At 70.1% G+C, this 22748-nt stretch carries 22 protein-coding genes and 1 pseudogene; 9 read left to right on the top strand and 14 right to left on the bottom strand.

Translation table 11 applies throughout. The features are described 5' to 3' along the window. Positions 1-135 precede the first annotated feature (135 nt). Together AB0G15_RS02445 and AB0G15_RS02440 are read right to left on the bottom strand one after the other, a co-directional pair. Positions 136-864: a hypothetical protein gene (locus AB0G15_RS02445; protein WP_362834665.1), complete on the bottom strand. Its 729-nt coding sequence runs from the start codon at positions 862-864 to the stop codon at positions 136-138. Next, a complete protein-coding gene (locus tag AB0G15_RS02440; protein ID WP_362690045.1) occupies positions 851-1111 on the bottom strand; it encodes a hypothetical protein in 261 nt (86 codons plus the stop codon). The genes AB0G15_RS02445 and AB0G15_RS02440 overlap by 14 nt, the downstream gene beginning before the upstream one ends. 471 nt (positions 1112-1582) lie before the next feature. Here AB0G15_RS02440 and AB0G15_RS02435 point away from each other — a divergent pair, with 471 nt between their 5' ends. From AB0G15_RS02435 to AB0G15_RS02425, 3 genes are all read left to right on the top strand, one after another. Next, entirely contained in the window at positions 1583-2443 is an 861-nt protein-coding gene (locus tag AB0G15_RS02435; protein WP_362834664.1) for a helix-turn-helix transcriptional regulator, read from the top strand. Between the two features lie 90 nt (positions 2444-2533). Further along, positions 2534-2716 carry a DUF397 domain-containing protein gene (locus tag AB0G15_RS02430; RefSeq protein ID WP_362834663.1) on the top strand — a complete coding sequence of 61 codons (183 nt, stop codon included), beginning with the start codon at positions 2534-2536 and terminating at the stop codon, positions 2714-2716. Positions 2717-2978: 262 nt separating this feature from the next. Beyond that, on the top strand, positions 2979-3170 hold the full coding sequence (locus AB0G15_RS02425) for a DUF397 domain-containing protein (RefSeq protein ID WP_362834662.1): 192 nt from the start codon (positions 2979-2981) through the stop codon (positions 3168-3170). Positions 3171-3342: 172 nt separating this feature from the next. Here AB0G15_RS02425 and AB0G15_RS02420 read toward each other — a convergent pair whose 3' ends face one another. Both AB0G15_RS02420 and AB0G15_RS02415 read right to left on the bottom strand, forming a co-directional pair. After that, entirely contained in the window at positions 3343-4797 is a 1455-nt protein-coding gene (locus AB0G15_RS02420; protein ID WP_362834661.1) for a catalase, read from the bottom strand. 23 nt (positions 4798-4820) lie between these two features. Next, on the bottom strand, positions 4821-5240 hold the full coding sequence (locus AB0G15_RS02415; RefSeq protein WP_362834660.1) for a Fur family transcriptional regulator: 420 nt from the start codon (positions 5238-5240) through the stop codon (positions 4821-4823). Positions 5241-5364: 124 nt separating this feature from the next. Between AB0G15_RS02415 and AB0G15_RS02410 the strand changes: the two genes are divergently transcribed. The 3 genes from AB0G15_RS02410 to AB0G15_RS02400 all read left to right on the top strand — a co-directional run bounded on the left by AB0G15_RS02410 (position 5365) and on the right by AB0G15_RS02400 (position 9071). Continuing rightward, the gene (locus AB0G15_RS02410) at positions 5365-6474 is read left to right on the top strand and encodes a CapA family protein (RefSeq protein ID WP_362834659.1); all 1110 of its coding nucleotides are present in this window, start codon (positions 5365-5367) and stop codon (positions 6472-6474) included. 109 nt (positions 6475-6583) lie between these two features. After that, a complete protein-coding gene (locus AB0G15_RS02405) occupies positions 6584-8392 on the top strand; it encodes an SDR family oxidoreductase (protein ID WP_362834658.1) in 1809 nt (602 codons plus the stop codon). Between the two features lie 31 nt (positions 8393-8423). Beyond that, positions 8424-9071, top strand: coding sequence for a TetR family transcriptional regulator (locus AB0G15_RS02400; RefSeq protein WP_362834657.1), 648 nt, complete (start codon positions 8424-8426; stop codon positions 9069-9071). Here AB0G15_RS02400 and AB0G15_RS02395 read toward each other — a convergent pair. Then, entirely contained in the window at positions 9047-9751 is a 705-nt protein-coding gene (locus AB0G15_RS02395; protein ID WP_362834656.1) for a hypothetical protein, read from the bottom strand. The genes AB0G15_RS02400 and AB0G15_RS02395 overlap by 25 nt on opposite strands. Positions 9752-9953: 202 nt before the next feature. Between AB0G15_RS02395 and AB0G15_RS02390 the strand changes: the two genes are divergently transcribed. Continuing rightward, positions 9954-10460, top strand: coding sequence for a hypothetical protein (locus tag AB0G15_RS02390; protein WP_362834655.1), 507 nt, complete (start codon positions 9954-9956; stop codon positions 10458-10460). A gap of 222 nt (positions 10461-10682) precedes the next feature. Here the strand turns inward: AB0G15_RS02390 and AB0G15_RS02385 are convergent, their stop codons facing one another. From AB0G15_RS02385 to AB0G15_RS02345, 9 genes and pseudogenes are all read right to left on the bottom strand, one after another. After that, on the bottom strand, positions 10683-11906 hold the full coding sequence (locus AB0G15_RS02385; protein ID WP_362834654.1) for a hypothetical protein: 1224 nt from the start codon (positions 11904-11906) through the stop codon (positions 10683-10685). Positions 11907-12200: 294 nt separating this feature from the next. After that, a complete protein-coding gene (gene clpB, locus AB0G15_RS02380) occupies positions 12201-14783 on the bottom strand; it encodes an ATP-dependent chaperone ClpB (RefSeq protein WP_362834653.1) in 2583 nt (860 codons plus the stop codon). Positions 14784-14991: 208 nt separating this feature from the next. Further along, positions 14992-15267: pseudogene (locus tag AB0G15_RS02375) on the bottom strand (helix-turn-helix transcriptional regulator); the annotation flags it as partial. Positions 15268-15269: 2 nt separating this feature from the next. Further along, positions 15270-16472, bottom strand: a complete 1203-nt coding sequence (gene dnaJ / locus AB0G15_RS02370; protein WP_362834652.1) for a molecular chaperone DnaJ — start codon at positions 16470-16472, stop codon at positions 15270-15272. 34 nt (positions 16473-16506) lie between these two features. Further along, the gene (gene grpE, locus AB0G15_RS02365; protein ID WP_362834651.1) at positions 16507-17121 is read right to left on the bottom strand and encodes a nucleotide exchange factor GrpE; all 615 of its coding nucleotides are present in this window, start codon (positions 17119-17121) and stop codon (positions 16507-16509) included. A 28-nt stretch (positions 17122-17149) separates the two neighbouring features. Further along, complete coding sequence (dnaK, locus tag AB0G15_RS02360; RefSeq protein ID WP_362834650.1) at positions 17150-19024, bottom strand: molecular chaperone DnaK; 1875 nt, start codon at positions 19022-19024, stop codon at positions 17150-17152. 263 nt (positions 19025-19287) lie between these two features. Continuing rightward, positions 19288-19779, bottom strand: a complete 492-nt coding sequence (locus AB0G15_RS02355; protein ID WP_362834649.1) for a hypothetical protein — start codon at positions 19777-19779, stop codon at positions 19288-19290. Positions 19780-19816: 37 nt separating this feature from the next. Then, positions 19817-20227 (bottom strand): PIN domain nuclease, encoded by a 411-nt coding sequence (locus tag AB0G15_RS02350; protein WP_362834648.1) that lies wholly within the window; start codon positions 20225-20227, stop codon positions 19817-19819. Continuing rightward, complete coding sequence (locus AB0G15_RS02345; RefSeq protein ID WP_362834647.1) at positions 20224-20457, bottom strand: type II toxin-antitoxin system VapB family antitoxin; 234 nt, start codon at positions 20455-20457, stop codon at positions 20224-20226. The genes AB0G15_RS02350 and AB0G15_RS02345 overlap by 4 nt, the downstream gene beginning before the upstream one ends. A 128-nt stretch (positions 20458-20585) precedes the next feature. Between AB0G15_RS02345 and proC the strand changes: the two genes are divergently transcribed. Together proC and AB0G15_RS02335 are read left to right on the top strand one after the other, a co-directional pair. Continuing rightward, positions 20586-21380: a pyrroline-5-carboxylate reductase gene (gene proC, locus AB0G15_RS02340; protein ID WP_362834646.1), complete on the top strand. Its 795-nt coding sequence runs from the start codon at positions 20586-20588 to the stop codon at positions 21378-21380. Positions 21381-21454: 74 nt separating this feature from the next. Next, positions 21455-22696 (top strand): MFS transporter, encoded by a 1242-nt coding sequence (locus AB0G15_RS02335; protein ID WP_362834645.1) that lies wholly within the window; start codon positions 21455-21457, stop codon positions 22694-22696. Positions 22697-22748: the final 52 nt, after the last annotated feature.

Here is a 22748-nt window from a genome sequence, read left to right as displayed (position 1 = left end):
GCACTCCTGAGTTCGGCGAGTGGACTCATCATGGCCGCCGTCCGGGCCGCGGGGAAGCCCCGGAGTCGTACTCCGGAGCATGGGCAAGCCCCGGAGTACGACTCCGGGGCTTCCCTTCCGTGCGACCCTCTGGATTCACGCGGCCTGTCGTCGCCGGTCGGGAAACCCGCCGGGCAGCTCGCCGGGCAGCTCGCCGGTCAGCTCCCCGGGTAGGGGGAGCGGGGTGGTGGGCTTCCCGTCCGGGCCCGGGCCGGGCTCCTCCCGCGCGGACCGGCCGGCCCGCAGGCTCACCCAGTTCGCCCGCCCGTAGAACCGGTCGAGACCCACCGGGGGACCGGTTACCTCGCCCCCGCGGACGATCTCGACGGTCAGCAGGTTCGCCCACCTGCTGTGCCGGCAGACCACGGTGTCGCGGGCGTAGCACGCCGCCGCGATCTCGGCGGAGAAGGCGTCGAAGTCCTCGGCGCAGGTTCCGGCTCTGGCGAGGACGAGTGCCTTCTCCCCCGCGGCGGAGGGGGTGATCCACAGGACCAGCGGCAGCCGGCCCGAGCGGGTGTGTATCCCGGTCTCCGCGCACGCCCGCTGGATGCGGTGCCGGGAGACCAGGCACCACGCGTGTGCCGTCACCCAGCTCCTCCAGAAGCCGGAGGCGACGAGGACACCGGCGGTGCCCGCCAGAACGAGCAACGGCCACCAGTCGCCCTCCCAGAGCGAGAGGACCACGGTGACCAGGAGGGACAGGGCGCCGGCGAGCAGGATGATCTCCGTCCGCCAGCGCCACAGCCGGACGAGGAGACCCGCCCGGGCGGGAGGCCGGCCGCCGTGGCCGCAGTAGCGGCCGTGGCGGAGGTCACGCCGCGACATCACCGCCCACCCCCTCGTCGCGGACGGGCGCCAGGGCGAGTGCGGGGGCGGCGGTCCGCTCGGCCTTGAGAAGGTCGAACCGGGGCTCGCGGTAGTGCCTGGTCCCGAAACCGGTCCTGGTCACGGTCCAGCCGAGCCGGTAGGCCCATTCATCCTGATCCATGTAGAGCTCTCGGTCGGTCACATAGATCACATCGAGGACGAAGGTCTTGATTCCGTGGGTTCTGTTGGTACGGTGGAAGGACATAGGAGACTCCCTTCGTGGCTTTGACGCGGAGTTCTTGTGCCAACCGGGTCGGTGGCCGCCGACCCGGTGTTTTTTGTGCCCGATCAGGGCACCATCTTTTGTGCGTGCGACTTTGGGCCGTCGCCGGCCGTTCGATTCCCGTGCTCCCCCTGTCGGCCTCCCCGCGTCAACTCCGTTTCGCCAGAGACGGCGTCGTTGCCGCAGAACCGCGCGCCTGTCCCACGTCGCGCGGCTCACGAAGGCCCTCGAAGACGCTCCGCCGGATGATCACCGGTGGCTCCCCCGATCTTTCGAGAACCTTCCTGTTCTGATAGTCGCTCAGCACAGATTTGGCTGCAAGACTTGCCGTAAGGAAAAAAGCAATAAACTTCCACAGATACACTGCAACCATCAGTGTAATTTGCACTATCATTCGTCGAGGTTCCTGTGAGGCCGTGACACCCGCCCGCCCGTCATGGTGAGGAGGTCGTGATGCCGCAGCGTGGCAGTCCAGCGCTCCGTCGGCGTCGGCTGGGTCTGGAGCTGCGCAGGCTTCGCGAAAGCCTGGACATGACCGGCGACGAGGTGTCCAGCCGCCTGGAGTGGTCGACGGCCAAGGTGAGCCGCATCGAGACCGCCAGGACGTTGGCCAAGGAGGCCGACGTCGAGGCACTCGTCGGGCTTTACGGGGTCGACGAGCCCCTCCGGGGGATTCTGGTCGCGCTACGGCACGACGCCGCCCAGAAAGGGTGGTGGGAGAGATATCGCAATTCCGTTCCCGAGGAATACATCACACTGATCGGGACGGAGGCGGAGGCCACCATGGCACGAAACTGGGAACCCCAGATCGTGCCCGGCCTTCTCCAGACAGAGGATTACGTCCGGGGCGTTCACCACGCGAGTCAGGACGCCAGCCGGCTTCCACCGAGCTGGATTCAGGACCGGGTCGAGATACGGATGGCGCGTCAGCGCACGCTGCTGCACGTGCCCGACCCGCTGACCCATGTGAGCGTGCTCCACGAATCCGTGCTGAAGAACCAGTACGGTGACGCCCGTGTCATGCGGGACCAGCTCGTGCACCTGATCAAGGTCTCGGAGCTGGAGCACGTGGAGATGAGGATCCTTCCCCAGGACGTTCCGCCGCCGGTGTCCACCGGCGCGTTCCTGCATTTGGCGTTTTCCGACTTTCCCGATGTCGTCTACGAGGAGTCTCTTCGCGGTGGACAGTTCGTCGAGGACGCGGAGACGGTCTACACGTATGAACGTGCCTTCGGACACCTGATGGAATGTGCCCTTGACGAAGTGGCGTCGCAGGAGCTGATCAAAAAAACAATCAAGTACTGGAACAGGTAACGGCAGGTTGTCACCCGCCGCCATTCCGTCGTTTCCGGGAATTTTTGGAAAGTTTTCGGGAAAATGATAAACGCGAATAATCACAACGATGTGATCTGGAAGAAGAGCGCTCTGAGCGCCGCCAGCGGCAACTGTGTCGAGGTGGCCAGGCTGACCGGGGGGCGTGTGGGGGTCCGTGACAGCAAGGACCTGTCCGGTCCCGTTCTCACTTTCGCTCCCGGCGCCTGGAGCTCTTTCGTCGGGGGGGTGAAGGACGGAGAGTTCGACGTGTAGCAGGAAGCGGCCCTGGCACTCACCCAAGAGAACAAGAGCCGCCCCGCTGTGGTTATCGCGTTTTTCATCGCTTCTGCCCGCCGGATGGATTGACGGCCCGCCGGCCGAGCAGGGGAGAATCATCGCACACCGGGAGACCGTGCAGGATACGGTGTCCTATCTAGACGTGCTTAATACCTTGCAACTTCTTCGTCACGCCTTCATCCTTAAGGTGCCTTATGGTCCCTCATGGGAGAAGGGGTGAGTTGTGTCTGATATTGACGTGTCCAGAGTGATCTGGAAGAAAAGTCGGCGGAGCGGGCTCAACGGTAACTGTGTCGAGGTTGCTCACCTGCCCGGGCGGGGATTCGCGGTCAGGGACAGCAAGGACAGGGGCGGACCGATGCTGATCTTCGGCGGGCCCGGGTGGATCGCGTTCGTCGCGGCGGTGAAGGGCGGAGACTTCGATCTCTGAGTGGCCGCCCTTCCAGGAGCGGGGGCTTGCCCAACGGCGGGACAGCCCCCTTTTCGTGTCCCGGGGCAGGCGGGGAACGGTGTCTCCGGGGACAGGCCGGGAACAGGGGGAGACAGTCGTACGGCCCGCATCTCCGGGGAGACGCGAGCCGTACGGGGAGAGGACCGGGTGACTACCCGGCGGCGATGCCGAGGCCCTGGGCGACGCGCTGGCCGAGGTCCTTGTGGACGTTCGTCCAGTACTCGACGACGCGCTCCTTCATCTCGGAGGTGACCTCCGGGGCGGAGGCGTGGCCGACGACGTTGCTCACCAGGTGGGAGCGGTCGGTGTCGGACAGCACGTTCTCCCACAGGGCGCGGGGCTGGACGAAGTCGTCGTCCTCGCGGTGCAGGGTGTGGGCGGAGCGGACGATCTCACCGGTCACCTGGTAGTGCTCGCCCTCGTACCGCGCCGGGTCGGCCACGGGGCCGCCGACGCTGTTGGGGGCGTAGACCGGGTCGCCCGTGTTGCCGAAGCGCATCTGGCCGTCCTTGTTGTAGCTGTGGACGGGAGCCTTCGGCGCGTTGATCGGCAGCTGCTGGTAGTTGACGCCGATGCGGTAGCGGTGGGCGTCCGGGTAGGAGAACAGGCGGCCCTGGAGCATCTTGTCCGGGGACGGGCCGATGCCCGGCACCAGGTTGGACGGCTCGAAGCTCGACTGCTCGACCTCGGCGAAGTAGTTCGCCGGGTTGCGGTTCAGGACGAACCTGCCGATCGTGATCTCGGGGTAGTCGGAGTGCGGCCACACCTTGGTCAGGTCGAACGGGTTGAACCGGTAGTCGGCGGCGGCCTCGAACGGCATGATCTGGACGTTCACCGTCCAGGACGGGTGGTCGCCGTTCGCGATCGCGGTGTGCAGGTCGCGGATGTGGAAGTCGGCGTCCTGCGCGATGACCGCTCCGGCCTCGGCGTCGGTGAAGTTCTTGACGCCCTGGTCGGTCTTGAAGTGGTACTTGACCCAGAACTTCTCGCCGGCGGCGTTGTACCACAGGAAGGTGTGCGAGCCGAAGCCGTGCATGTGGCGCCAGGACGCCGGGGTGCCGCGGTCGGTCATCAGGAACGTCACCTGGTGGGCGGTCTCCGGCGAGAGCGTCCAGAAGTCCCACTGCATGTTGTGGTCGCGCAGGTTGGTGTCGGCGCGGCGCTTCTGGCTGTGGATGAAGTCGGAGAACTTCTGCGGGTCGCGGATGAAGAAGATCGGCGTGTTGTTGCCGACGAGGTCGTAGTTGCCCTCCTCGGTGTAGAACTTCAGCGCGAACCCACGCGGGTCACGCTGGGTGTCGGGGCTGCCGAGCTCGCCCGCGACCGAGGAGAAGCGGATGAAGAGCGGGGTCTGCCTGCCCTTGGCGAACAGGCCCGCCTTGGTGAACTGGCTGACGTCCTCGGTGATCTGGAGGACGCCGTGCGCGCCGCCGCCCTTGGCGTGGACCACCCGCTCCGGGACGCGCTCCCGGTTGAAGTGGGCCATCTTCTGGATCAGGTAGTGGTCCTGCAGCAGCAGGGGCCCGTTCGGGCCGACCGACTGCGAGTGCTCGTCGCTCGGCGCGGGGATTCCCGCGTCGGTGGTGGTGATGGGCCTGATGCTCATAGAGGGTCCTCCGGGGGTTCTCTTCATCGAGTGTCTTCGGAACGACAGCCGGGGCACACGCCCCAAAAGATCACATCCGCCTCGTCGACCAGGTATCCGGCGTCGGACACCGGGTCCAGGCAGGGGGCGTGACCGACGGCGCAGTCCACGTCCGTGACCTTCCCGCACCGGCGGCAGACGAGGTGGTGGTGGTTGTCACCGATCCGCGTCTCGTACCGGGCGGGACTGCCCGCGGGTTCTGTCCGCCGGAGGAGCCCGGCCCCGTGCAACGCGTGCAGGGAGTCGTAGACGGCCTGCAGGGAGACCTGGCCGACACGGCCTCGCACACCGTGATGGACGGCGTCCACGTCGAGATGGTCGCCCTCCCGCACGGTCCGCATGATCGCCAGCCGGGCCGCGGTCACCCGCAGGCCCGCCTGCCTGAGCCGGTCCTCGTCCTCCACGACCACACCGTACGGCCTAAACCTGAATCATTCAAATTAACGATTCGATCCAGTTTCGGGGAAACGAATCTCGTAGGGCGAGTTGTGACACAGGCGGTGGATGAGATGGCATCCTCAAATACCGATGGACACGTACACAGCTCGACGCCTCGCCCTGGCCGCCGCGATCACCGCCTCGGCCGTGCTCCTCGCGGCCTGTTCCGCGGCAGAGTCGGCCGCCCCCGGATCGTCCCCCGACGTCGTGGAGAAGCCCACCGAACCGGCCGAGGCCACCCCCACGCCCGAGCGCAGGCCGTACACCATCTCCTTCGGCGGGGACGTGCACTTCGAGGGCGTGCTGCGGACCCGGCTGAACGCCGATCCGAAGACCGCGCTCGGCCCGATCGCCAAGGTGCTCAAGCGCTCCGACCTGGCGATGGTGAACCTCGAGACCGCGATCACCACCGGCGGCACCCCCGCCCCCGGCAAGCAGTACACCTTCCGCGCACCGGCGGCGGCGCTCACCGCGCTGAAGGCGTCCGGGGTGGACGTCGCCTCGCTGGCGAACAACCACGGCATGGACTACATGCAGAGCGGGCTGAAGGACTCCCTCGCCGCCATCAAGCGGTCCAGATTCCCCGTCGTGGGCGTGGGCAGGGACGAGGCCGAGGCGTACAGGCCGTGGCGGACGACCGTGAACGGCAACCGCGTCGCCATCATCGGCGCGACCCAGGTGCTGGACGCGGAGTTCGTCCAGGCGTGGACGGCCTCCGGAGACCAGGGCGGTCTCGCCTCGGCCAAGGACGAGGCGCGGCTGATCCAGGAGGTGCGCAAGGCGCGCAGGAACTCCGACACCGTGATCGTCCACCTGCACTGGGGCACCGAGCTGCAGAAGTGCCCCAACGAGGCGCAGCGCGGCCTGGCGCCCAAGCTGGTCGCGGCCGGGGCGGACGTCGTCGTCGGCGGTCACGCGCACATCCTGCTCGGCGCCGGATACCTGAAGAACAGCTACGTCAGCTACGGCCTGGGCAACTTCGTCTTCTACAACTGGGGTCCGGACACCGGCAGGACCGGCGTGCTCACCCTGACGATCAACGGCCGCAAGGTGCTCAAGGACCAGTGGACCCCGGCCACCATCCAGGGCGGGGTGCCGGTCCCGCTCACCGGGAACGGGCGGCAGCAGGCCGTCGCGGGCTGGAAGGCGCTGCGCGACTGCACCGGCCTGGCCGCCAGGCCCGGCGGCCAGTCCTCATAGCCCGGAGAGATCGCGAGAGGCGTTCCGGGCACCTCGTGCGACAGGAGGCCGCGATGCGGCAGGTGGAGTCCGGAGAGGTCGGGCCGGCGCTGTTCGGGTGGAGGCCGTGATGCGGTGGGTGGAGTCCGGCGACGTCCGGCTGGCATTGTTCGAACAGGGGGACCCCGCGGCCCCGACCATCCTGCTCGTGCACGGCTATCCCGACACCCACCGGGTCTGGGACGAGGTCGCCACGCTGCTGGAGGACCGCTTCCACGTGGTCCGCTACGACGTCCGCGGCGCCGGGCTCTCCGGCGCCCCGCGCACCACCGAGGGCTACGGCTACGACCACCTGGCCGCCGACCTGACCGCGGTCCTCGACGCGGTGGGCAAGCCGGGGGTGCACCTCGTGGGACACGACTGGGGATCCATCCAGGGCTGGCAGCTGATCGGCAGGCCGGACATCGAGCGGCGGATCCTCTCCTTCACCTCCGTCGGCGGCCCGCACCTGGACCAGGCCGCGCGCTTCGTACGGCACGGCAGGCCGCGCGAGGTCGCCGGGCAGCTCCTGCGGTCCTGGTACATCGGCGCCTTCCAGGTCCCGGTCGTCCCCGAGCTCGTGCTGCGCGCCGTGCTGCCGCGCGTGGTGAACCGGTCGGTCCGGGCGCCGGGACGCCCGGGACACCCGGCGGAGACGCTCGTCAGGGACGGCCTGAATGGTCTCGGCCTCTACCGGGCCAACATGCTGACCGGCCGCGGCGCGCCACCCGCCGCGCCCGCGCCGCGGACGCCCGTCCAGCTCGTCGAGGCCACGCGGGACCCGTTCGTCTCCCCGGCGCTGCTCGCCTCGGCGCACCGCTGGACGCCCAGGCTGTGGCACCGCCGCGTCCCGACCGGCCACTGGGTGCAGCGCAGCCGTCCCGGCGTGCTCGCCCGCATGATCGCCGAGTTCGCCGAGCACGTCGAGGGGGCGCCGCCCTCCAGGGAACTGCGCAGGGACCGGCCCGGCGAGCGCGGGCCCTACGACGGCCGGCTGGTGGTGGTCACCGGCGCGGGCGGCGGGATCGGGCGGGCCACCGCCCGCGCCTTCGCCGCGCACGGCGCCGAGGTGGTCTGCGCGGACATCGACCTCGCCGCCGCGCGCCGTACCGCCGAGGGCATCGATCTCGCCGCCGCGCGCCGCGCCGCCGAGGGCATCGCCGGGAGCGGGGGCGGGGACGGCGGCGGGAGCGGGGACGGGCACGGGTGCGGGGGCGCGGCGCACGCCCACCGGGTGGACGTCGCGGACGCCGAGGGGATGGAGGAGTTCGCCCGGCTGGTCAGGGACCGCTACGGCGTGCCCGACATCGTGGTCAACAACGCGGGGATCGCGGTGGCGGGCCCGTTCCTGGACCACTCGGTCGACGACTGGCGGCGGACCCTGGACGTGAACCTGTGGGGTGTCATCCACGGCTGCCGCCTGTTCGCCGCCCAGATGGCCGAGCGCGGCCAGGGCGGTCACATCGTGAACGTGGCCTCGCTCGCCGCCTTCCTGCCCAGCAGGCTGCTGCCCGCGTACTCGACGTCGAAGGCGGCCGTGAAGATGCTCGGCGACTGCCTGCGCGCCGAGCTCGCCGGGCAGGGGATCGGGGTCTCCACGATCTGCCCCGGGTTCGTCTCCACCGCGATCGCGCGGAACGCCACCTACGTCGGCGACCTCGCCGAGGTCGCCGGGGAGCCGGCGGGGAGGGCGCTGGCCGCGCGCGGGTACCCGCCCGAGCGGGTGGCCGCGCACATCCTGCGCGCCGTTCACCGGGATCTGCCCGTCGTCGCGGTGAACGCGGAGGGCAGGATCGGCTACGCGCTCTCGCGGATCTCCCCGGCGCTCACCCGCCGCCTGGCCGGGCTCGCCCGGCTCACCGGGAGTGGAGAAATCTCGCGATTGACGAATAAGCACTGACCCCGGTCTGTCAGAGGGGCAAGATGGGGTGGTGTCCACCATCTCCTGCGAGGAGCCGGGTGAGGCTCCACTGCGGCGTCAACCCACCCAACGACGAAGCGCGCGACGCGTCGAGCGGATGCTCGACGCGTGTGCCGACCTGCTGGACGAGATCGGCTACGACGCGCTCTCCACCACGAGGATCGCCGAGCGCGCGGGGGTCGCGATCGGTTCGGTCTACCAGTTCTTCCCCGACAAACGGGCCCTCACCCAGGCGGTGACCCGGCGCCACGTGGAGGGGTTCGTCTCCCGGATCGGCAGGCGCTTCCTGTCCGAGGACTACGCGGGCTGGTGGGACGCGGTCGACGCGATCATCGACGAGTACGTCGAGATGCACCGGACCGTGCCGGGTTTCCGGTCCCTGCACTTCGGTGACGTCGTCGACCTCAACCTGCTCGACCCCGGGTCCGAGAACAACACGGTGATCGCCGGGCGGCTGCGCGGCCTTCTCCTGCAGGAGTACGGGCTGGCCGACAGCGAGGAGTTCGACCTGGCCGTCCTCGTCGCGGTGGAGGCCGGGGACGCCGTGCTCAAGCTGGCCTTCCGGCGCGACCCGAACGGTGCCCCGGAGATCGTGGCCGAGGCCAAACGCCTGATCCGCGGCTATCTGAACCGTCAGTTCGCCCGCGTCTCGGCCTGAGAGCCGCCGGTGCCCTCCGGGGCATCGGCGCCGACCGCGTCCGGCTCGGTGAACACGTGCTCCTCCCGCACCGCCCCTTCCCGATGCGGCCTGCCCCGGCGTTCGAGCTGGGGCCACCGCTCCACGGGGGCGGCCTCACCGATCGTCCCGGTTCCGGGGCGCCCCTGCGCCGTCAGCCTCTGCGCTCCGGGCTCCCGCACGTCCTGCCACCACGCTCCCGGCCCTCCCGTGTCCGGCCGCCGGATGTCCGGTCCTCGGGCGCGCTGTCCGTGCGCGTCCCGTTCCCGGGCATCCTGTCCCTGGACGAGGTGTCTGTCGCCGTGTCTCCGCGCGCGCGCTCGCCCCTCGCGGGACCGTTCCGTGCCCGCCACCGGCACGGGCACGACCGCCGTGGGTCCGGACGACCGCGTTCCCGGCTCGTCGCGGGACCTCGCGGAGGGGTCGCAGGGCTCACGGCCGGACGAGATGATCGGCTGGAGACGCCGGTCCCGGGGGGGTCGTTCCATCCTCCTGATCCGGGCGGCGAGCCTCTCCGCGCGGATCCGGTTCTCCAGGGTGAGCAACTCCCGGTGGGCCTGCCCGATCGCCTCCATCTTGACCGACAGGTATCCGGCGGACCCGGGAACGACCACCGAGAAGGCCAGGAGGAGCATCAACGTGAACGATGTCTGCTTGGACATGCCCATCGCGGCTCCTCCCCGTGACACGCTCCTCTAGCAGGACTCGTCGCTCATATGCCCGTTTTGCTGGGGAAAAACGCGCAGCGTAGCCGTACGTTTGCCCAAGGTAAGGTGGTCAATACCTGCCGTTGGCCGTACGCGGTCGAGCGTCGCTCGGTACTCTCGCGATGTGGCGCATGTGACACGTGAGCAACTTGATCGATTGCTTGAGCAGGCACTTCTGGCCGACGATCACGAAGACCTGGCCCGGCGACTCGAAGCCCTGGTCGAGGCGTACGCGTCCGGCGACATATCACGGGCGGCGATCCTCGTGCTCGCCGCCGAGGAGTGGCGGCAGGCCGGGCAGCCCGCCCGGGCCTTCGACTGCTTCCAGCGGGCGGTGGACGACGGCGGCGAGGTGAGCGTCGACCCCCGGGCCGGGATCGCCGACACCCTCTTCGAGCTCGAAAGGCCGGACGAGGCGAGGGAGGTGATCGCGGCGATCCGCGCCGCGGGTGACGTCACCGCGGCCACCGCCCTCACGGTCGCCGAGACCCTCGTCGCCTACGGTGACCTGGAGGAGGCTCATGAGTGGGCCACCGAGGGGGCGCACCGGGCGGTGGAGGGCAGCGGCGAGCACATCGCCCTGCTCAGAACCCGCTACCGGATCCGCGTCGACCTCGGGCTTCCCGAGGACGAGCTCGACGCCCTCCTGGACGCCTCGCACTGACGGCGCCCTCGCCGGCCCGCACACGCGGAAGGGCAGGCACGCACACGCGGAAGGGCAGGCCCGTACACGCGGAAGGGGAGTGCCGTGCCCCATGAGGCACGGCCCTCCCCTGCGATGGTTTCACGGTGGATCTGTGCCGGTCCTCGGACCGGTGGCCGATCCACCGTTTCCTGCGCGTCCCGCTCCACTTACTCCACGTCGAGGTTCACTCCGTACGGAGGTTCACTCCACGTCGAGGTCGGGGAGCGTTCCCTCCAGCGCGGGAAGGACGGGAACCGCCGCGGTGGCGATCGGGGCGCTCTCCGCCGCAGTGGCGCCCGTGGTGCTCTCCGCTGCGCCGGCGCCCGTGGTGCTTTCCGCCGTGGTGGCGCCCGTGGTGCCTTCCGCCGCGGTGCCGCCGACGGCGGGGGCCTCCGGCAGTGCGGGGGTCTCCGGGCGTGCGGCGGCCGGCGACTCCTGCGTGGGCAGGTTCGCGGTGGGCATGTCCTCGGCGGGCATCTCCGCCGCGGGCATCTCGGCCGCGGGCAGGTCGACGTTGGGCAGGTCGGCCGGGGGCAGGTTCTCGGTGGCGGCGTCCGCCGGGGCGGGAACGGGCAGCGGGGGCGCGGGCTCCTCGACCGGCGCGACCGCCGCCTCGGCGAGCTCGCCCGGTGCCGGAGGCGCCGGGGCCCGCAGCCAGCTGATGCCGTCGCTGGGAGCGCTCGGCGCGCTCGGCAGGCCGGGCAGGTCCGGAGCCTCGGCCATGACGCTCACCCACGAGGTCGTCCACTCGTGGCCGGGAAGGCTCGACTGCCCGAAGGGCAGCGCGTGGGAGCCGGTGCCCGCGGCGACGCCCCCGGCGTCGGCGAAGCTGACCACGGCGGAGGGCTGGGAGAGCTGGGGCAGGCCGGTGACGCGGGCGAGCCGGTCCGCGGTCACGGACGTCTCACCGATGTTCGCGGCCACCGGGGCTCCGGCACCGTCGACGGCCACCGGCGCCTGAGCGTCGTTCACCGTTGCCGGCGTCTCCGTCATCGGCGTCTGAGCGCCGCCCGCCGTGATCGGCGTCTCCGTGCCGCCCGCGACGGCCGGCGTCTCCGTGCCGCTCGGCGCGGTCGGCGTCTGCGCGCCGCCCGCCGTCTCGGTGGTGCCCGCGGTCATCGGCATCTCGCCGGTGCTCGCGGCCGGCGGTGCCACGTTGCCGGTCGTGGCCGGCGGTGCCACGTTGCCGGTCGTGGCCGGCGGTGCCACCGTGTCGGTCGTGGCCGGCGGTGCCACGGTGCCGGTCGCGGCCTGTGCCCCCTCGGGCGTCGCGGCGGTCCCGGCGGCGCCGGTCTCCTCGCACGCGGGCTCCACCGTCCCGGGAGCCCCCTGCACGGCCGCCGTGCCCTGCTCCGGGCAGGGCGCGACCTCCGCCGACACCGGAGAGGCCATCGTCAGGCCGGCGCCGACCGTGAGCACCGCCATCGCGAGAATCCCTCGGATGTTCCGTGTTGAGTTCGACATGCGCATCCCCCTGTTGCGTTCGGTAATCCGACGAAAACCGAACGTAACAGGGGGGTCTCGCCCAGGGGCGGGCTTAGCTGAATGGTGGTCAAGCCATTACCGGGCTCCGCCCGCCCGCCGTCAGGCCGTCACCGGGCCTTACCGGGGCTCACCCGTCCGGCTGCCGGGACGTTACCGGGCCTTACCGGGACCCGCCCGCCGTCGGGCCGCCGACAGACCGCCGACGAGCCGCCGACGGGCCGCGTCCGGTCGCCGTCAGGTCCTCACCGGGCCGATGAGCAGGGAGTCGCTCGCCTCGTCGAGGTCGACCAGCACCTCGTCGCCGTCCTGGACCTCGCCGGAGAGCACCTCCTTGGCCAGCTTGTCGCCGATCGCGGACTGGACGAGGCGGCGGAGCGGGCGCGCGCCGTACAGCGGGTCGTAGCCCGTCAGCGCCAGCCAGTCGCGCGCCGCCGGGGTCACGGTCAGCGTGAGCCGCCGGTCCGCCAGGCGCCTGGCCAGGTGGAGCACCTGCAGGTCCACGATCCTGGACAGCTCCTCGGTGCCGAGCGCGTCGAACTGGATGACGTCGTCGAGCCGGTTCAGGAACTCCGGCTTGAACGCGTTCCTGACCGCGGCCATCACGGCGGTCCGCTGGGCCTCCTTCGCCATGCCCGGGTCCACCAGGAACTGCGAGCCGATGTTGGAGGTGAGGATCAGGATCACGTTGCGGAAGTCGACCGTCCGGCCCTGCCCGTCGGTGAGCCGCCCGTCGTCGAGCACCTGGAGCAGGATGTCGAAGACCTCCGGGTGGGCCTTCTCGACCTCGTCCAGCAGCACCACGCCGTAGGGCCTGCGCCGCACGGCCTCGGTGAGCTGGCCGCCCTCCTCGTAGCCGATGTAGCCGGGAGGGGCGCCCACCAGGCGCGCGACGCTGTGCTTCTCGCCGTACTCGCTCATGTCGATGCGGACCATCGCCCGCTCGTCGTCGAACAGGAAGTCCGCCAGCGCCTTGGCCAGCTCCGTCTTGCCGACGCCCGTCGGGCCGAGGAAGAGGAAGCTGCCGGTCGGCCGGTCCGGGTCGGAGATGCCCGCCCGCGCCCGCCGTACGGCGTCGGAGACCGCCTCGACCGCCTGCCGCTGGCCGATCAGCCGCCTGCCGAGCTCCTCCTCCATGCGGAGCAGCTTGGTGGTCTCGCCCTCGAGCAGCCGGCCCGCGGGGATGCCGGTCCACGAGGAGATCACCTGGGCGATGTCGTCGGAGCCGACCTCCTCCTTGACCATGGCGTCCTCGGGCTGGGCGGCCTTGCTGGCCTCGGCGAGCTCGGCCTCCAGCTTGGGCACCTCGGCGTACATCAGCCGCGAGGCGGCCTCGAAGTCGCCGTCGCGCTGCGCGCGCTCGGCGGCGCCGCGCATCTCGTCGATCTGCTTCTTCAGGTCGCCGACCCGGTTGAGGCCCGCCTTCTCCCGCTCCCAGCGGCCGACCAGGGCGTTGAGGTCCTCCTGGCGGTCGGCGAGCTCCTTGCGGAGCCGCTCCAGCCGCTGCAGGCTGCCCTCGTCGGTCTCCTTGGCGAGCGCCAGCTCCTCCATCTTCATCCGGTCGACGTTCCGCTGGAGCTGGTCGATCTCCACCGGGCGGGAGTCGATCTCCATGCGGAGCCGGGAGGCCGCCTCGTCGACGAGGTCGATCGCCTTGTCGGGCAGGAAGCGGGAGGTGATGTAGCGGTCGGAGAGCGCGGCGGCGGCCACGAGCGCGCCGTCGGAGATCTGGACCTGGTGGTGCGCCTCGTAGCGGCCCTTGAGGCCGCGCAGGATGGCGATGGTGTCCTCGACGGTGGGCTCGCCCACGTAGACCTGCTGGAACCGCCGCTCCAGCGCGGGGTCCTTCTCGATGCGCTCGCGGTACTCGTCCAGCGTGGTCGCGCCGATCATCCGCAGCTCGCCGCGGGCCAGCATGGGCTTGAGCATGTTGCCCGCGTCCATCGCGCCCTCGGCGGCACCCGCGCCGACCATGGTGTGCAACTCGTCGATGAAGGTGACGACCTGGCCGTCACTCTCCTTGATCTCCCCGAGCACCGCCTTGAGGCGCTCCTCGAACTCGCCGCGGTACTTGGCGCCGGCGACCATCGCGCTGAGGTCGAGCGCGATCAGGCGCTTGTCGCGCAGGCTGGAGGGGACGTCGCCCGCGACGATCCGCTGGGCCAGCCCCTCCACCACCGCGGTCTTGCCGACGCCGGGCTCGCCGATGAGCACCGGGTTGTTCTTGGTACGGCGGCTGAGCACCTGGATGACGCGCCGGATCTCCGAGTCGCGGCCGATCACCGGGTCGAGCTTGCCCGCCCTGGCCCGCTCGGTCAGGTCGATCCCGTACTTCTCCAGCGCCTGGTAGGTGTCCTCCGGCGTCTCGCTGGTCACCCTGGCGTGGCCGCGCACCTTCTCGAAGGCGTCGAGCAGCGCGTTCGGGCTCGCGCCGTTCGCCTTGAGCAGCGCGGCGACGGGACCGCCGTCGGTGGCGAGACCGACCAGCAGGTGCTCGGTCGAGACGTAGTCGTCCTCGAGCCCGCGGGCCCGCTGGGCCGCGGTGTTCATCACGGTGAGGAGCTGCCGGGAGCTCGACGGGGCGCTGACCGTGGAGCCCTGCGCCTTCGGCAGGGCCGCGAGCTGCTTCTCCGCCTCGACGCGCAGCTGCTTCCAGTCGGCGCCCACCGCTTCGAGCAGGGGTACGGCGGTGCCGCCGGTCTGGCTGAGCAGCGCAGTGAACAGATGGGCCGGGGCGACCTCGGGATTACCCTCGGCGGCCGCCCGCCTGATGGCGGAGGAGACCGCCGCCTGGCTCTTCTGGGTGAGCTTGTAGTCCATGCTTGTCAGGCCTCACTCGAAAGTGCTGTGTCAGATGGCGACGCCGGCCCGGCGGGGTCCTCACGGGTCGGCTGTGAGGCCGGCGCGTTCTCACGGGCCGGTCACAGACGCGTCCTTGAAGGCGTGGGACGGAGTCTCAGGCGGGGGGCAGCTGGTACTGGATGAGCGCGCGGATCATGTTCATCTCCGCGCGCAGGCGGTGGTTCTCGTCGCGCAGGCGCAGGGCCTCCGTCTCGAGGGTCAGGATTCGCTTGATGCCCGCGAGGTTGATGCCCTCCTCCTGGGAGAGCCGCTGCACCTCGCGGAGCATCACGATGTCGCGGGTGGAGTACAGGCGTCCGCGTCCCGCCGTCCGGCCCGGACTGACCAGGCCGAGACGGTCGTACTGGCGCAGGGTCTGCGGGTGCAGACCTGACAGCTGGGCGGCCACCGAGATCACGTAGACGGGTGTGTCGTCCGACAGATCGAAGTAGTTGGCTTCCATGGCTACTCGCTTCTGGCCTGTTCGATCAGGTCCGCCCGCGGGTCACCACCCGAGGTGGCGTCGCGGAACTCCTCGAGGGCGCCCCTTGCCTTGTCCTCCAGTTGCTGTGGCACCAGGACCTCGATCGTGGCGAGCAGGTCGCCCTTGGTGCCGTCCTTGCGGGCCACGCCCCTGCCGCGCACCCGGAAGGTGCGGCCGTTCGGGGTGCCCTCGGGGATGCGCAGCGTGACCGGCAGCCCCTTCAGGATAGGCACCTTGATCTCGGCGCCCAGCGCGGCCTCGGTGAAGGTCACCGGGACGGTGACCGTCAGGTTCTCGCCCGTCCTGCCGAACACGGGGTGCGGCTTGACGTGGATCTGGACGTAGAGGTCGCCGGCGGGACCGCCGTTCTCGCCCGGCGCCCCCTTGGCCTTGATCTTGATGCGCTGGTTGTCGCCGACCCCCGCGGGGATGCGGGCCTGGATCGTACGGGTGCTCTTGCCCCGCCCGCTCCCGTCGCACACCGGGCACGGGTCGTCGACCAGCAGGCCGCGGCCCTTGCAGTCGCGGCACGGCTCGGAGAAGGCGAAGTTGCCGAGGTTGCGGCTGGCCGCCCCGGTGCCCTCGCAGGTCGGGCAGACCCGCGGGGTGGTCCCGGCCTTGGCGCCGGTGCCTCCGCATCCGGTGCACGCGGAGGAACTGGTCAGGCGGAGCGACACCGTGGTGCCCTCCACCGCCTCGGAGAAGGAGAGCGTGACCTCGGACTCGATGTCCTGGCCGCGCCGTGCCCTGCTCGCCGTCCCCCCGGGGCGGCTCGCGCCGCCCCGGTTGAAGAGCCCGCCGAAGAGGTCGCCGATGCGCTCTCCGGCGCCGCTCTGCTGCTGTTGCTGGCCGGTTCCCCCGAACAGGTCTCCCAGGTCGAACGGGAAACCGCCCCCGCGCGGAGCGCCCCCCGCCCCCGGGAAGCCGCCGACGCCCGATCCGAACAGCGTCCGCGCCTCGTCGTACTCCTTGCGGCGCTTGGTGTCGGAGAGGATGTCGTACGCCTCCGAGACCTCCTTGAACTTGGCGGTGCTCTCGGAGGTCGTCGAGCTTCCGGGGTTGGCGTCCGGGTGATACTGCCTGGCCAGCTTCCGGTACGCCTTCTTGATCTCATCGGCCGTAGCGGTCTTGGGCACACCAAGGACGGCGTAGTAGTCCTTCTCCAGGTAGTCCTTGGTGCTCATCTACGTTCCTTCTCAGAGATCAGATGTGGGGGTGTCAGTTGTCGTCCGCGGCGGGATCTTCTGGCTCCGCGACCGCGACGCGCGCGGGGCGGAGCACTCGCTCGCCGATCCGGTAACCGGGCTGCAGGATCTCCACGCAGGTCGGCTCGGTGACGTCGGGGGAGTAGCTGTGCATCAGAGCCTCGTGCACCGTCGGGTCGAACGGCTCGCCCTTGGTGCCGAAGGTGCTCAGCCCCAGCTTCCCGGTGGCCGCCTCCAGTGATTCGCTCACCTTGGCGAAGCCGCCGGTCAGCTCCCCGTGGTCACGGGCCCGGCCGATGTCGTCGAGGACCGGCAGCATCTCGGCCAGCACGCCGGCCACCGCCTGCTCCCTGACCGCCACGCGGTCCCGCTCGACCCGCTTGCGATAGTTGGAATACTCGGCCTGAAGGCGCTGCAGGTCCGCGGTGCGCTCGGCGAGCTGGGTGGCCAGCTCGATCGAGGCCAGGTCGGACGCCAGGGAGGACGGCTGGTCGGCCGCCTGCTCCCTGTCGTTCTGGCCCGTGGTCTCGGCCGGGCTCGCCTCGCGTGCCTGCCCCGTCTCCGGGTCTATCTTCCGGTTGTCGCGGATCACCGGCTCCTCCTCGGAACCGTTCTCGCGCGTGCTCACGCTGGTGCTCCCCTCGGCTTTCCGACCGTCACTTGGCGCCGTTGTCGCGCTTCGGCTCGTCGTCCACGATCTCGGCCTCGACCACGTCGTCGTCGGCCTTCTGCCCGCCGTCGGCGGCGTCCGCGTCGGGAGCGCCGGCCGGGGTCTCCGACCCCTGCGCCTGGGCGTAGATGGCGGATCCCATCTTCTGGCTGACCGTGGCGAGCTTCTCCGCGGCGGCGCGGATCACGGACGAGTCGGTGCCCTCCAGAGCCTTCTTGAGCTCGGAGACGGCCTCGTTGACCTCGTTCTTGATGTCGTCCGGGACCTTCTCGGCGTTCTCGCCGAGGAACTTCTCGGTCTGGTAGACGAGCGAGTCGGCGTTGTTGCGCGTCTCGGCCTCTTCGCGGCGCTTCTTGTCCTCCTCGGCGTAGGACTCGGCCTCGCGCATCATGCGCTCGATGTCGTCCTTCGGCAGCGCGGAGCCGCCGGTGATCGTCATCGTCTGCTCCTTGCCGGTGCCGAGGTCCTTGGCGGAGACGTTGACGATGCCGTTGGCGTCGATGTCGAAGGTGACCTCGATCTGCGGGATGCCGCGCGGCGCCGGGGCGATGCCGGTCAGCTCGAAGGTGGCCAGCTTCTTGTTGTACGCGGCGATCTCGCGCTCGCCCTGGTAGACCTGGATCTGCACCGACGGCTGGTTGTCCTCGGCCGTGGTGAAGACCTCGGAGCGCTTGGTCGGGATCGTGGTGTTGCGCTCGATGATCTTGGTGAAGATCCCGCCCTTGGTCTCGATGCCCAGGCTCAGCGGGGTCACGTCGAGCAGCAGGACGTCCTTGACCTCGCCCTTGAGCACGCCGGCCTGCAGGGCGGCGCCGATGGCGACGACCTCGTCCGGGTTGACGCCCTTGTTGGGCTCCTGGCCGCCGGTCAGCTCCTTGACGAGCTCGGCCACGGCGGGCATGCGGGTCGAGCCGCCGACGAGCACCACGTGGGCGATGTCGGAGACCTTGATCCCGGCGTCCTTGACGACCTGGTTGAACGGGCCCTTGCACCGCTCGAGGAGGTCGGCGGTGATCCGCTGGAACTCGGCGCGGGTGAGCTTCTCCTCCAGGTGGAGGGGACCCTCGGCCGAGGCGGTGATGTAGGGGAGGTTGATGGAGGTCTCCGACTGGCTGGAGAGCTCGATCTTGGCCTTCTCCGCGGCCTCGCGCAGGCGCTGCAGCGCCATCTTGTCCTTGGTCAGGTCGACGCCGTGCGCGTTCTTGAACCGGTTGGCCAGCTCGTCCACGACGCGCTGGTCCCAGTCGTCGCCACCGAGGTGGTTGTCGCCGCTGGTGGCCTTGACCTCGACGAAGCCGTGACCGTCCTCCTGGCCGACGTCGAGCAGGGACACGTCGAAGGTGCCGCCGCCGAGGTCGAAGACGAGGATGGTCTCGTCCTTCTCCTTGTCGAGGCCGTACGCCAGCGCGGCGGCGGTGGGCTCGTTGATGATGCGCAGCACGTTCAGGCCGGCGATGGTGCCGGCTTCCTGGGTGGCCTGGCGCTGGGCGTCGTTGAAGTAGGCGGGAACGGTGATCACCGCGTCGGTGATCTTCTCGCCCAGGTAGGCTTCGGCGTCCTGCTTCAGCTTCTGCAGCACGAAGGCGCTGATCTGCTGCGGGTTGGACTTCTTGCCGTCGATCTCGACGGACCAGTTGGTGCCCATCTCGCGCTTGACCGAGCGAATCGTCCGGTCGACGTTGGTGACGGCCTGCCGCTTGGCGACCTCTCCGACGAGGACCTCGCCGTTCTTCGCGAACGCGACCACGGACGGGGTGGTCCGCGAACCCTGAGCGTTGGCGATGACGGTGGGCTCACCGCCCTCAAGAATCGAGACGACGGAGTTGGTCGTCCCCAGGTCGATACCTACCGCACGTGCCATGAGTACGTCCTTGTAGTCAAAGTTGAGTCGATGAGACTCATAGTGGAACCTCGTGTGACGTTTGTCAAACGACTTGAGTCTATTGGGCTCAACCTTCGGCCGCGCGGAGGCATTCCCTGGTTTTCCGGGGAAACAGGGTGGTGTCCGTCACCCCCTCTGACGAGGGAACACGCGTGATCGTTCCCGGGCGGTGACCGGGGTGGCCCGGCCACCGCCCGCGAGGGGTGTGCTCGGGCGCGGCCTCTCCCGCGCCGGGTGCCGCGTCAGCGGGCGCCGTCCACCACCTTGCGGGCGCCGAGGGGCTTCTTGAGCTTGACGGTCGTCACCTTCTGGATGGCGATCTCGATGCAGGCGACGTTCTGGGCCTTGCTGCTCGGGCCCTCCCAGAGGGTGACGGTCACCCGCTTGGAGGTCTCGCGCACGGTGACCCGGTCGAGCACGTTGCACGGCTCCACCCCGGACCACCAGGTGACCCGCAGGCTCCGGCCGTCCTTCGACGGCTTGGCCTTCAACCATCTGACCTTGCGGGGGTTGTCGGTGTGGCCCTCGGGCTTCGTCGGCTTGGGGGCACCGCTCGTGGACTCGTCCCGGGGAGCCACGCCGTGGCTCGCCGGCGCCGAGGGGGAGCCGGGGGGAACGGAGGTGGCCTGACTCGCCGGTCGCGTGGGAGAGACGGCGGTGACCGTGGCGCTGGGGTCGGTGCCGCAGCCCAGCGCCAGCAGGAGGCTTCCGGCCAGGAAAGAGGTCGCGATCATACGCATACCCCTAAGACGGATCAGGCTCCGAAGAGGTTCAGAAGACTCTGACATCGCGCTGCCGGACCTCGGTCATGACCGCCGATACGGTGACAAAGTCCTGGTCGACGTGCAACACGGTCAACCCGTGGTGGACGGCGGTCGCGCACAGCAGCAGGTCGATCGGCCCGGCGGAACGGTGCCGGCCCTTCTGGGTGAGCTTGTACTGCGCGTTCTCGACCCAGCGCCACGCGGATTTGGGGACGGCCGCCAGGCGGCAGAGGTCATTGAGCTCCGCTTCCAGCTCGTCGCGGTGAGCCGGACCGGTCGCGGAGTGCAGGAACTCGGTTCGCGTGGGCTCGCAGATGCTCAGCGCTCCAGAGGCGATCCGGTCGGCCCATGCCTCCTGCGTTTCCGGGGTGCGGAAGAGGTGCCACAGGGCGGATGTGTCCGCCAGGTAGGAGATCACGAGAAAGAGTCGTCCCGGGCCTGCTTCGCCGCCTGGCGCGCCTTCGCCGCATCGTCGAACTCTCCGCGGGCCGCTCGGGCGGAGAGGGCCTCCAGTGCCTCGATGCGCCTGACACGCGTCACGTATTCCCGCAGCGCGGCGTTCACCGTGTCCTTTTTCGTGGTGGTGCCCAACATCCGCATCGCCTCGGCGAGAGCTTCGTCGTCGAGGTCGATCTGAGTGACGCTCATTCACCCCTCCTATGTTGGTGTCATATGTACATAGCATACATCGCCAACAGCATCACGAGAGATGATTCCTTCAATGGCGAGGCCGATAGGCTGCGGGGAGTTCCGATCCACGATTTCGAGGTGCTCACATGATCGCGATTCTTGGCACCGGCAAGATGGGTGAGGCCCTGCTGTCCGGGCTGCTCAGGGCCGGGTTCAAGCCGGGCGACGTGATCGCGACGGCGCGGCGCGCCGAGCGGCGCCAGGCCCTCGCGGAGCGGTACGGCGTGCGGGTGGCCTCCAACGCCGAGGCGGCCAAGGACGCCGACACGATCATCCTCACGGTCAAGCCGCAGGACATGGGGTCCCTGCTCGCCGAGATCGCGGGGCACATCCCGGCCGACCGCCTGGTCGTCTCGGCGGCGGCGGGCATCACGACCTCGTTCGTCGAGTCGCGGCTCGGCGCCGACATCCCCGTGGTCCGGGTCATGTCCAACACGCCGGTGCTGGTCGACGAGGCGATGAGCGTGATCTCCGCGGGCGCGCACGCCTCCGAGGAGCACCTCAAGCGGGCCGAGGACCTGTTCAGCCCGGTCGGCAAGGTGCTGCGCATCCCCGAGTCGCAGCAGGACGCGGCCACGGCCCTGTCGGGCAGCGGTCCCGCCTACTTCTTCTACCTGGTCGAGGCGATGGTCGACGCCGGCATCCTGCTCGGCATGCCCCGCGCCGCCGCCCTCGACATGGTCACCCAGTCGATCGTCGGGGCGGCGATCATGCTCCGTGACTCGGGGGAGCACCCGGTGATCCTCCGCGAGGCGGTCACCTCGCCGGGCGGCACCACCATCGCGGCCATCGCCGAGTTGGAGCGGCACAGCGTCCGTGCCGCCTTCCTGGCCGCCATCGAGGCCGCCAGGGACCGGGGACGCCAGCTCGCCGAGGGCTGAGCCACCCCCCCTCTATTAGGAAACTTTCCTACATACGGCATCATTTTCCCGGAACTTTGGGGAATGAGGCGATCGTGAAGCAGGCCGTGTCGGCTGACGGGCGGGGGCGGGAACAGGACGGACCCGCTGTCTGGACGCGGAGCTTCCTGCTCTTCTTCACCGCCAGGTCCGTCTCCATGCTCGGGGCCGCGATGGTCCCGTTCGCGACGGCGGTGGGCGTGGGCGGGCTCGGTTACGGCTCCACCGGGGTGGGGCTGGCACTGGCCGCGTGGATGGCGCCCTTCGCGGTGCTCATCCTGTTCGGCGGGGTCTTCGCCGACAGGTTCACGCCGCGCCGCATGATGATCGGCGCCGACACGGTCAGGGTGGTGAGCCAGGGGACCGCCGCGGCCCTGTTCGTCTTCGGCAGGCCGGACCTCTGGCAGATCCTCGTCATCTCCGCGATCAACGGCGTCGCCGCCGCGATGTACCAGCCCGGCGTCTCCAGCACGGTCCCGCGCGTGGCGCGGGACGTGCAGAAGGCCAACGCCACCCTGCGCGTCTCCGAGTCGATCATGCTGCTGGCCGGTCCCGGCGTCGCCGGCGCCATCGTCGGCTTCTCCGGGGTCGGCGTCGTCTTCGCGATCGACGCCGCGGGATTCACCGTCAGCGCGGTGTGCCTGCTCCTCCTGCGCCTGCCGGTGGTCGCGGGGCCGGTCGCCGAGCGGTCGATGTGGCGCAACCTGCGCGAGGGGTGGCAGGAGTTCCGGTCCAGGACCTGGATGTGGTCGGTGATCCTGGTCTGGGCGGTCTTCGGGGTCACCCTGTTCGGCCCGATGATCCCGCTGGGCTCGGTGCTGATCAGCGAGCGGCTCGGCGAGACCGCCTACGGCCTGGTCATGTCCGCCTCCGGCGCGGGCACCATCGTCGGCGGCCTGGTCGCCATGCGGGTCCGCCCGGGACGGCCGCTGATGGCCGGCGCGATCGGCCTGTTCGGTTTCGCCCTGGAGCCGCTCTCCATCGCCGTGGCGTCGCCGCCCGCGGTCCTCATGGCCGCGCACGTGATCGGCGGCGCCGGGTGGGCGTTCTGGTCGGTCATGTGGGCCACGAGCATCCAGACCCAGGTCCCGGCGGAGGCGCTCAACCGGGTCACCGCGTACGAGGTCGCCGGCTCGACCCTGTTCGTCCCGGTCGGACAGGTGCTCGCCGGCCCGGTGGCCGGGCTGGTGGGCGCGCCGCAGCTGCTGGCCGGGTCCTCGATCGTGGCGGTCGCCGGGTGCGCCGCCCTCCTGCTGATCCCCGCCGTCAGGGGACTGCGCCGGGTCTCCTCCGCCTGAATCGTCCGACCCGTCTGGTCTCCCTGCCAGGGAGTACGGCCGCTGCGGGGAT

It is taken from the genome of Streptosporangium sp. NPDC023825 (genome assembly GCF_040639575.1).
Lineage (GTDB): Bacteria > Actinomycetota > Actinomycetes > Streptosporangiales > Streptosporangiaceae > Streptosporangium.
Note: the sequence above shows the minus strand (reverse complement) of the source record. Positions and strands in the feature narration are given on the sequence as shown.

What these genes read in the sequence shown, in the direction of transcription:
- AB0G15_RS02405 (WP_362834658.1), top strand. Translation starts at nt 6,584, where the DNA reads ATGCGGTGGGTGGAGTCCGGCGACGTCCGGCTGGCATTGTTCGAACAG.
- AB0G15_RS02410 (WP_362834659.1), top strand. Translation starts at nt 5,365, where the DNA reads ATGGACACGTACACAGCTCGACGCCTCGCCCTGGCCGCCGCGATCACC.
- AB0G15_RS02385 (WP_362834654.1), bottom strand. Translation starts at nt 11,906, where the DNA reads ATGGCGGTGCTCACGGTCGGCGCCGGCCTGACGATGGCCTCTCCGGTG.
- proC (WP_362834646.1), top strand. Translation starts at nt 20,586, where the DNA reads ATGATCGCGATTCTTGGCACCGGCAAGATGGGTGAGGCCCTGCTGTCC.
- AB0G15_RS02440 (WP_362690045.1), bottom strand. Translation starts at nt 1,111, where the DNA reads ATGTCCTTCCACCGTACCAACAGAACCCACGGAATCAAGACCTTCGTC.
- dnaJ (WP_362834652.1), bottom strand. Translation starts at nt 16,472, where the DNA reads ATGAGCACCAAGGACTACCTGGAGAAGGACTACTACGCCGTCCTTGGT.
- AB0G15_RS02395 (WP_362834656.1), bottom strand. Translation starts at nt 9,751, where the DNA reads ATGTCCAAGCAGACATCGTTCACGTTGATGCTCCTCCTGGCCTTCTCG.
- clpB (WP_362834653.1), bottom strand. Translation starts at nt 14,783, where the DNA reads ATGGACTACAAGCTCACCCAGAAGAGCCAGGCGGCGGTCTCCTCCGCC.
- AB0G15_RS02345 (WP_362834647.1), bottom strand. Translation starts at nt 20,457, where the DNA reads ATGAGCGTCACTCAGATCGACCTCGACGACGAAGCTCTCGCCGAGGCG.
- dnaK (WP_362834650.1), bottom strand. Translation starts at nt 19,024, where the DNA reads ATGGCACGTGCGGTAGGTATCGACCTGGGGACGACCAACTCCGTCGTC.
- AB0G15_RS02420 (WP_362834661.1), bottom strand. Translation starts at nt 4,797, where the DNA reads ATGAGCATCAGGCCCATCACCACCACCGACGCGGGAATCCCCGCGCCG.
- AB0G15_RS02355 (WP_362834649.1), bottom strand. Translation starts at nt 19,779, where the DNA reads ATGATCGCGACCTCTTTCCTGGCCGGAAGCCTCCTGCTGGCGCTGGGC.
- AB0G15_RS02445 (WP_362834665.1), bottom strand. Translation starts at nt 864, where the DNA reads ATGTCGCGGCGTGACCTCCGCCACGGCCGCTACTGCGGCCACGGCGGC.
- AB0G15_RS02435 (WP_362834664.1), top strand. Translation starts at nt 1,583, where the DNA reads ATGCCGCAGCGTGGCAGTCCAGCGCTCCGTCGGCGTCGGCTGGGTCTG.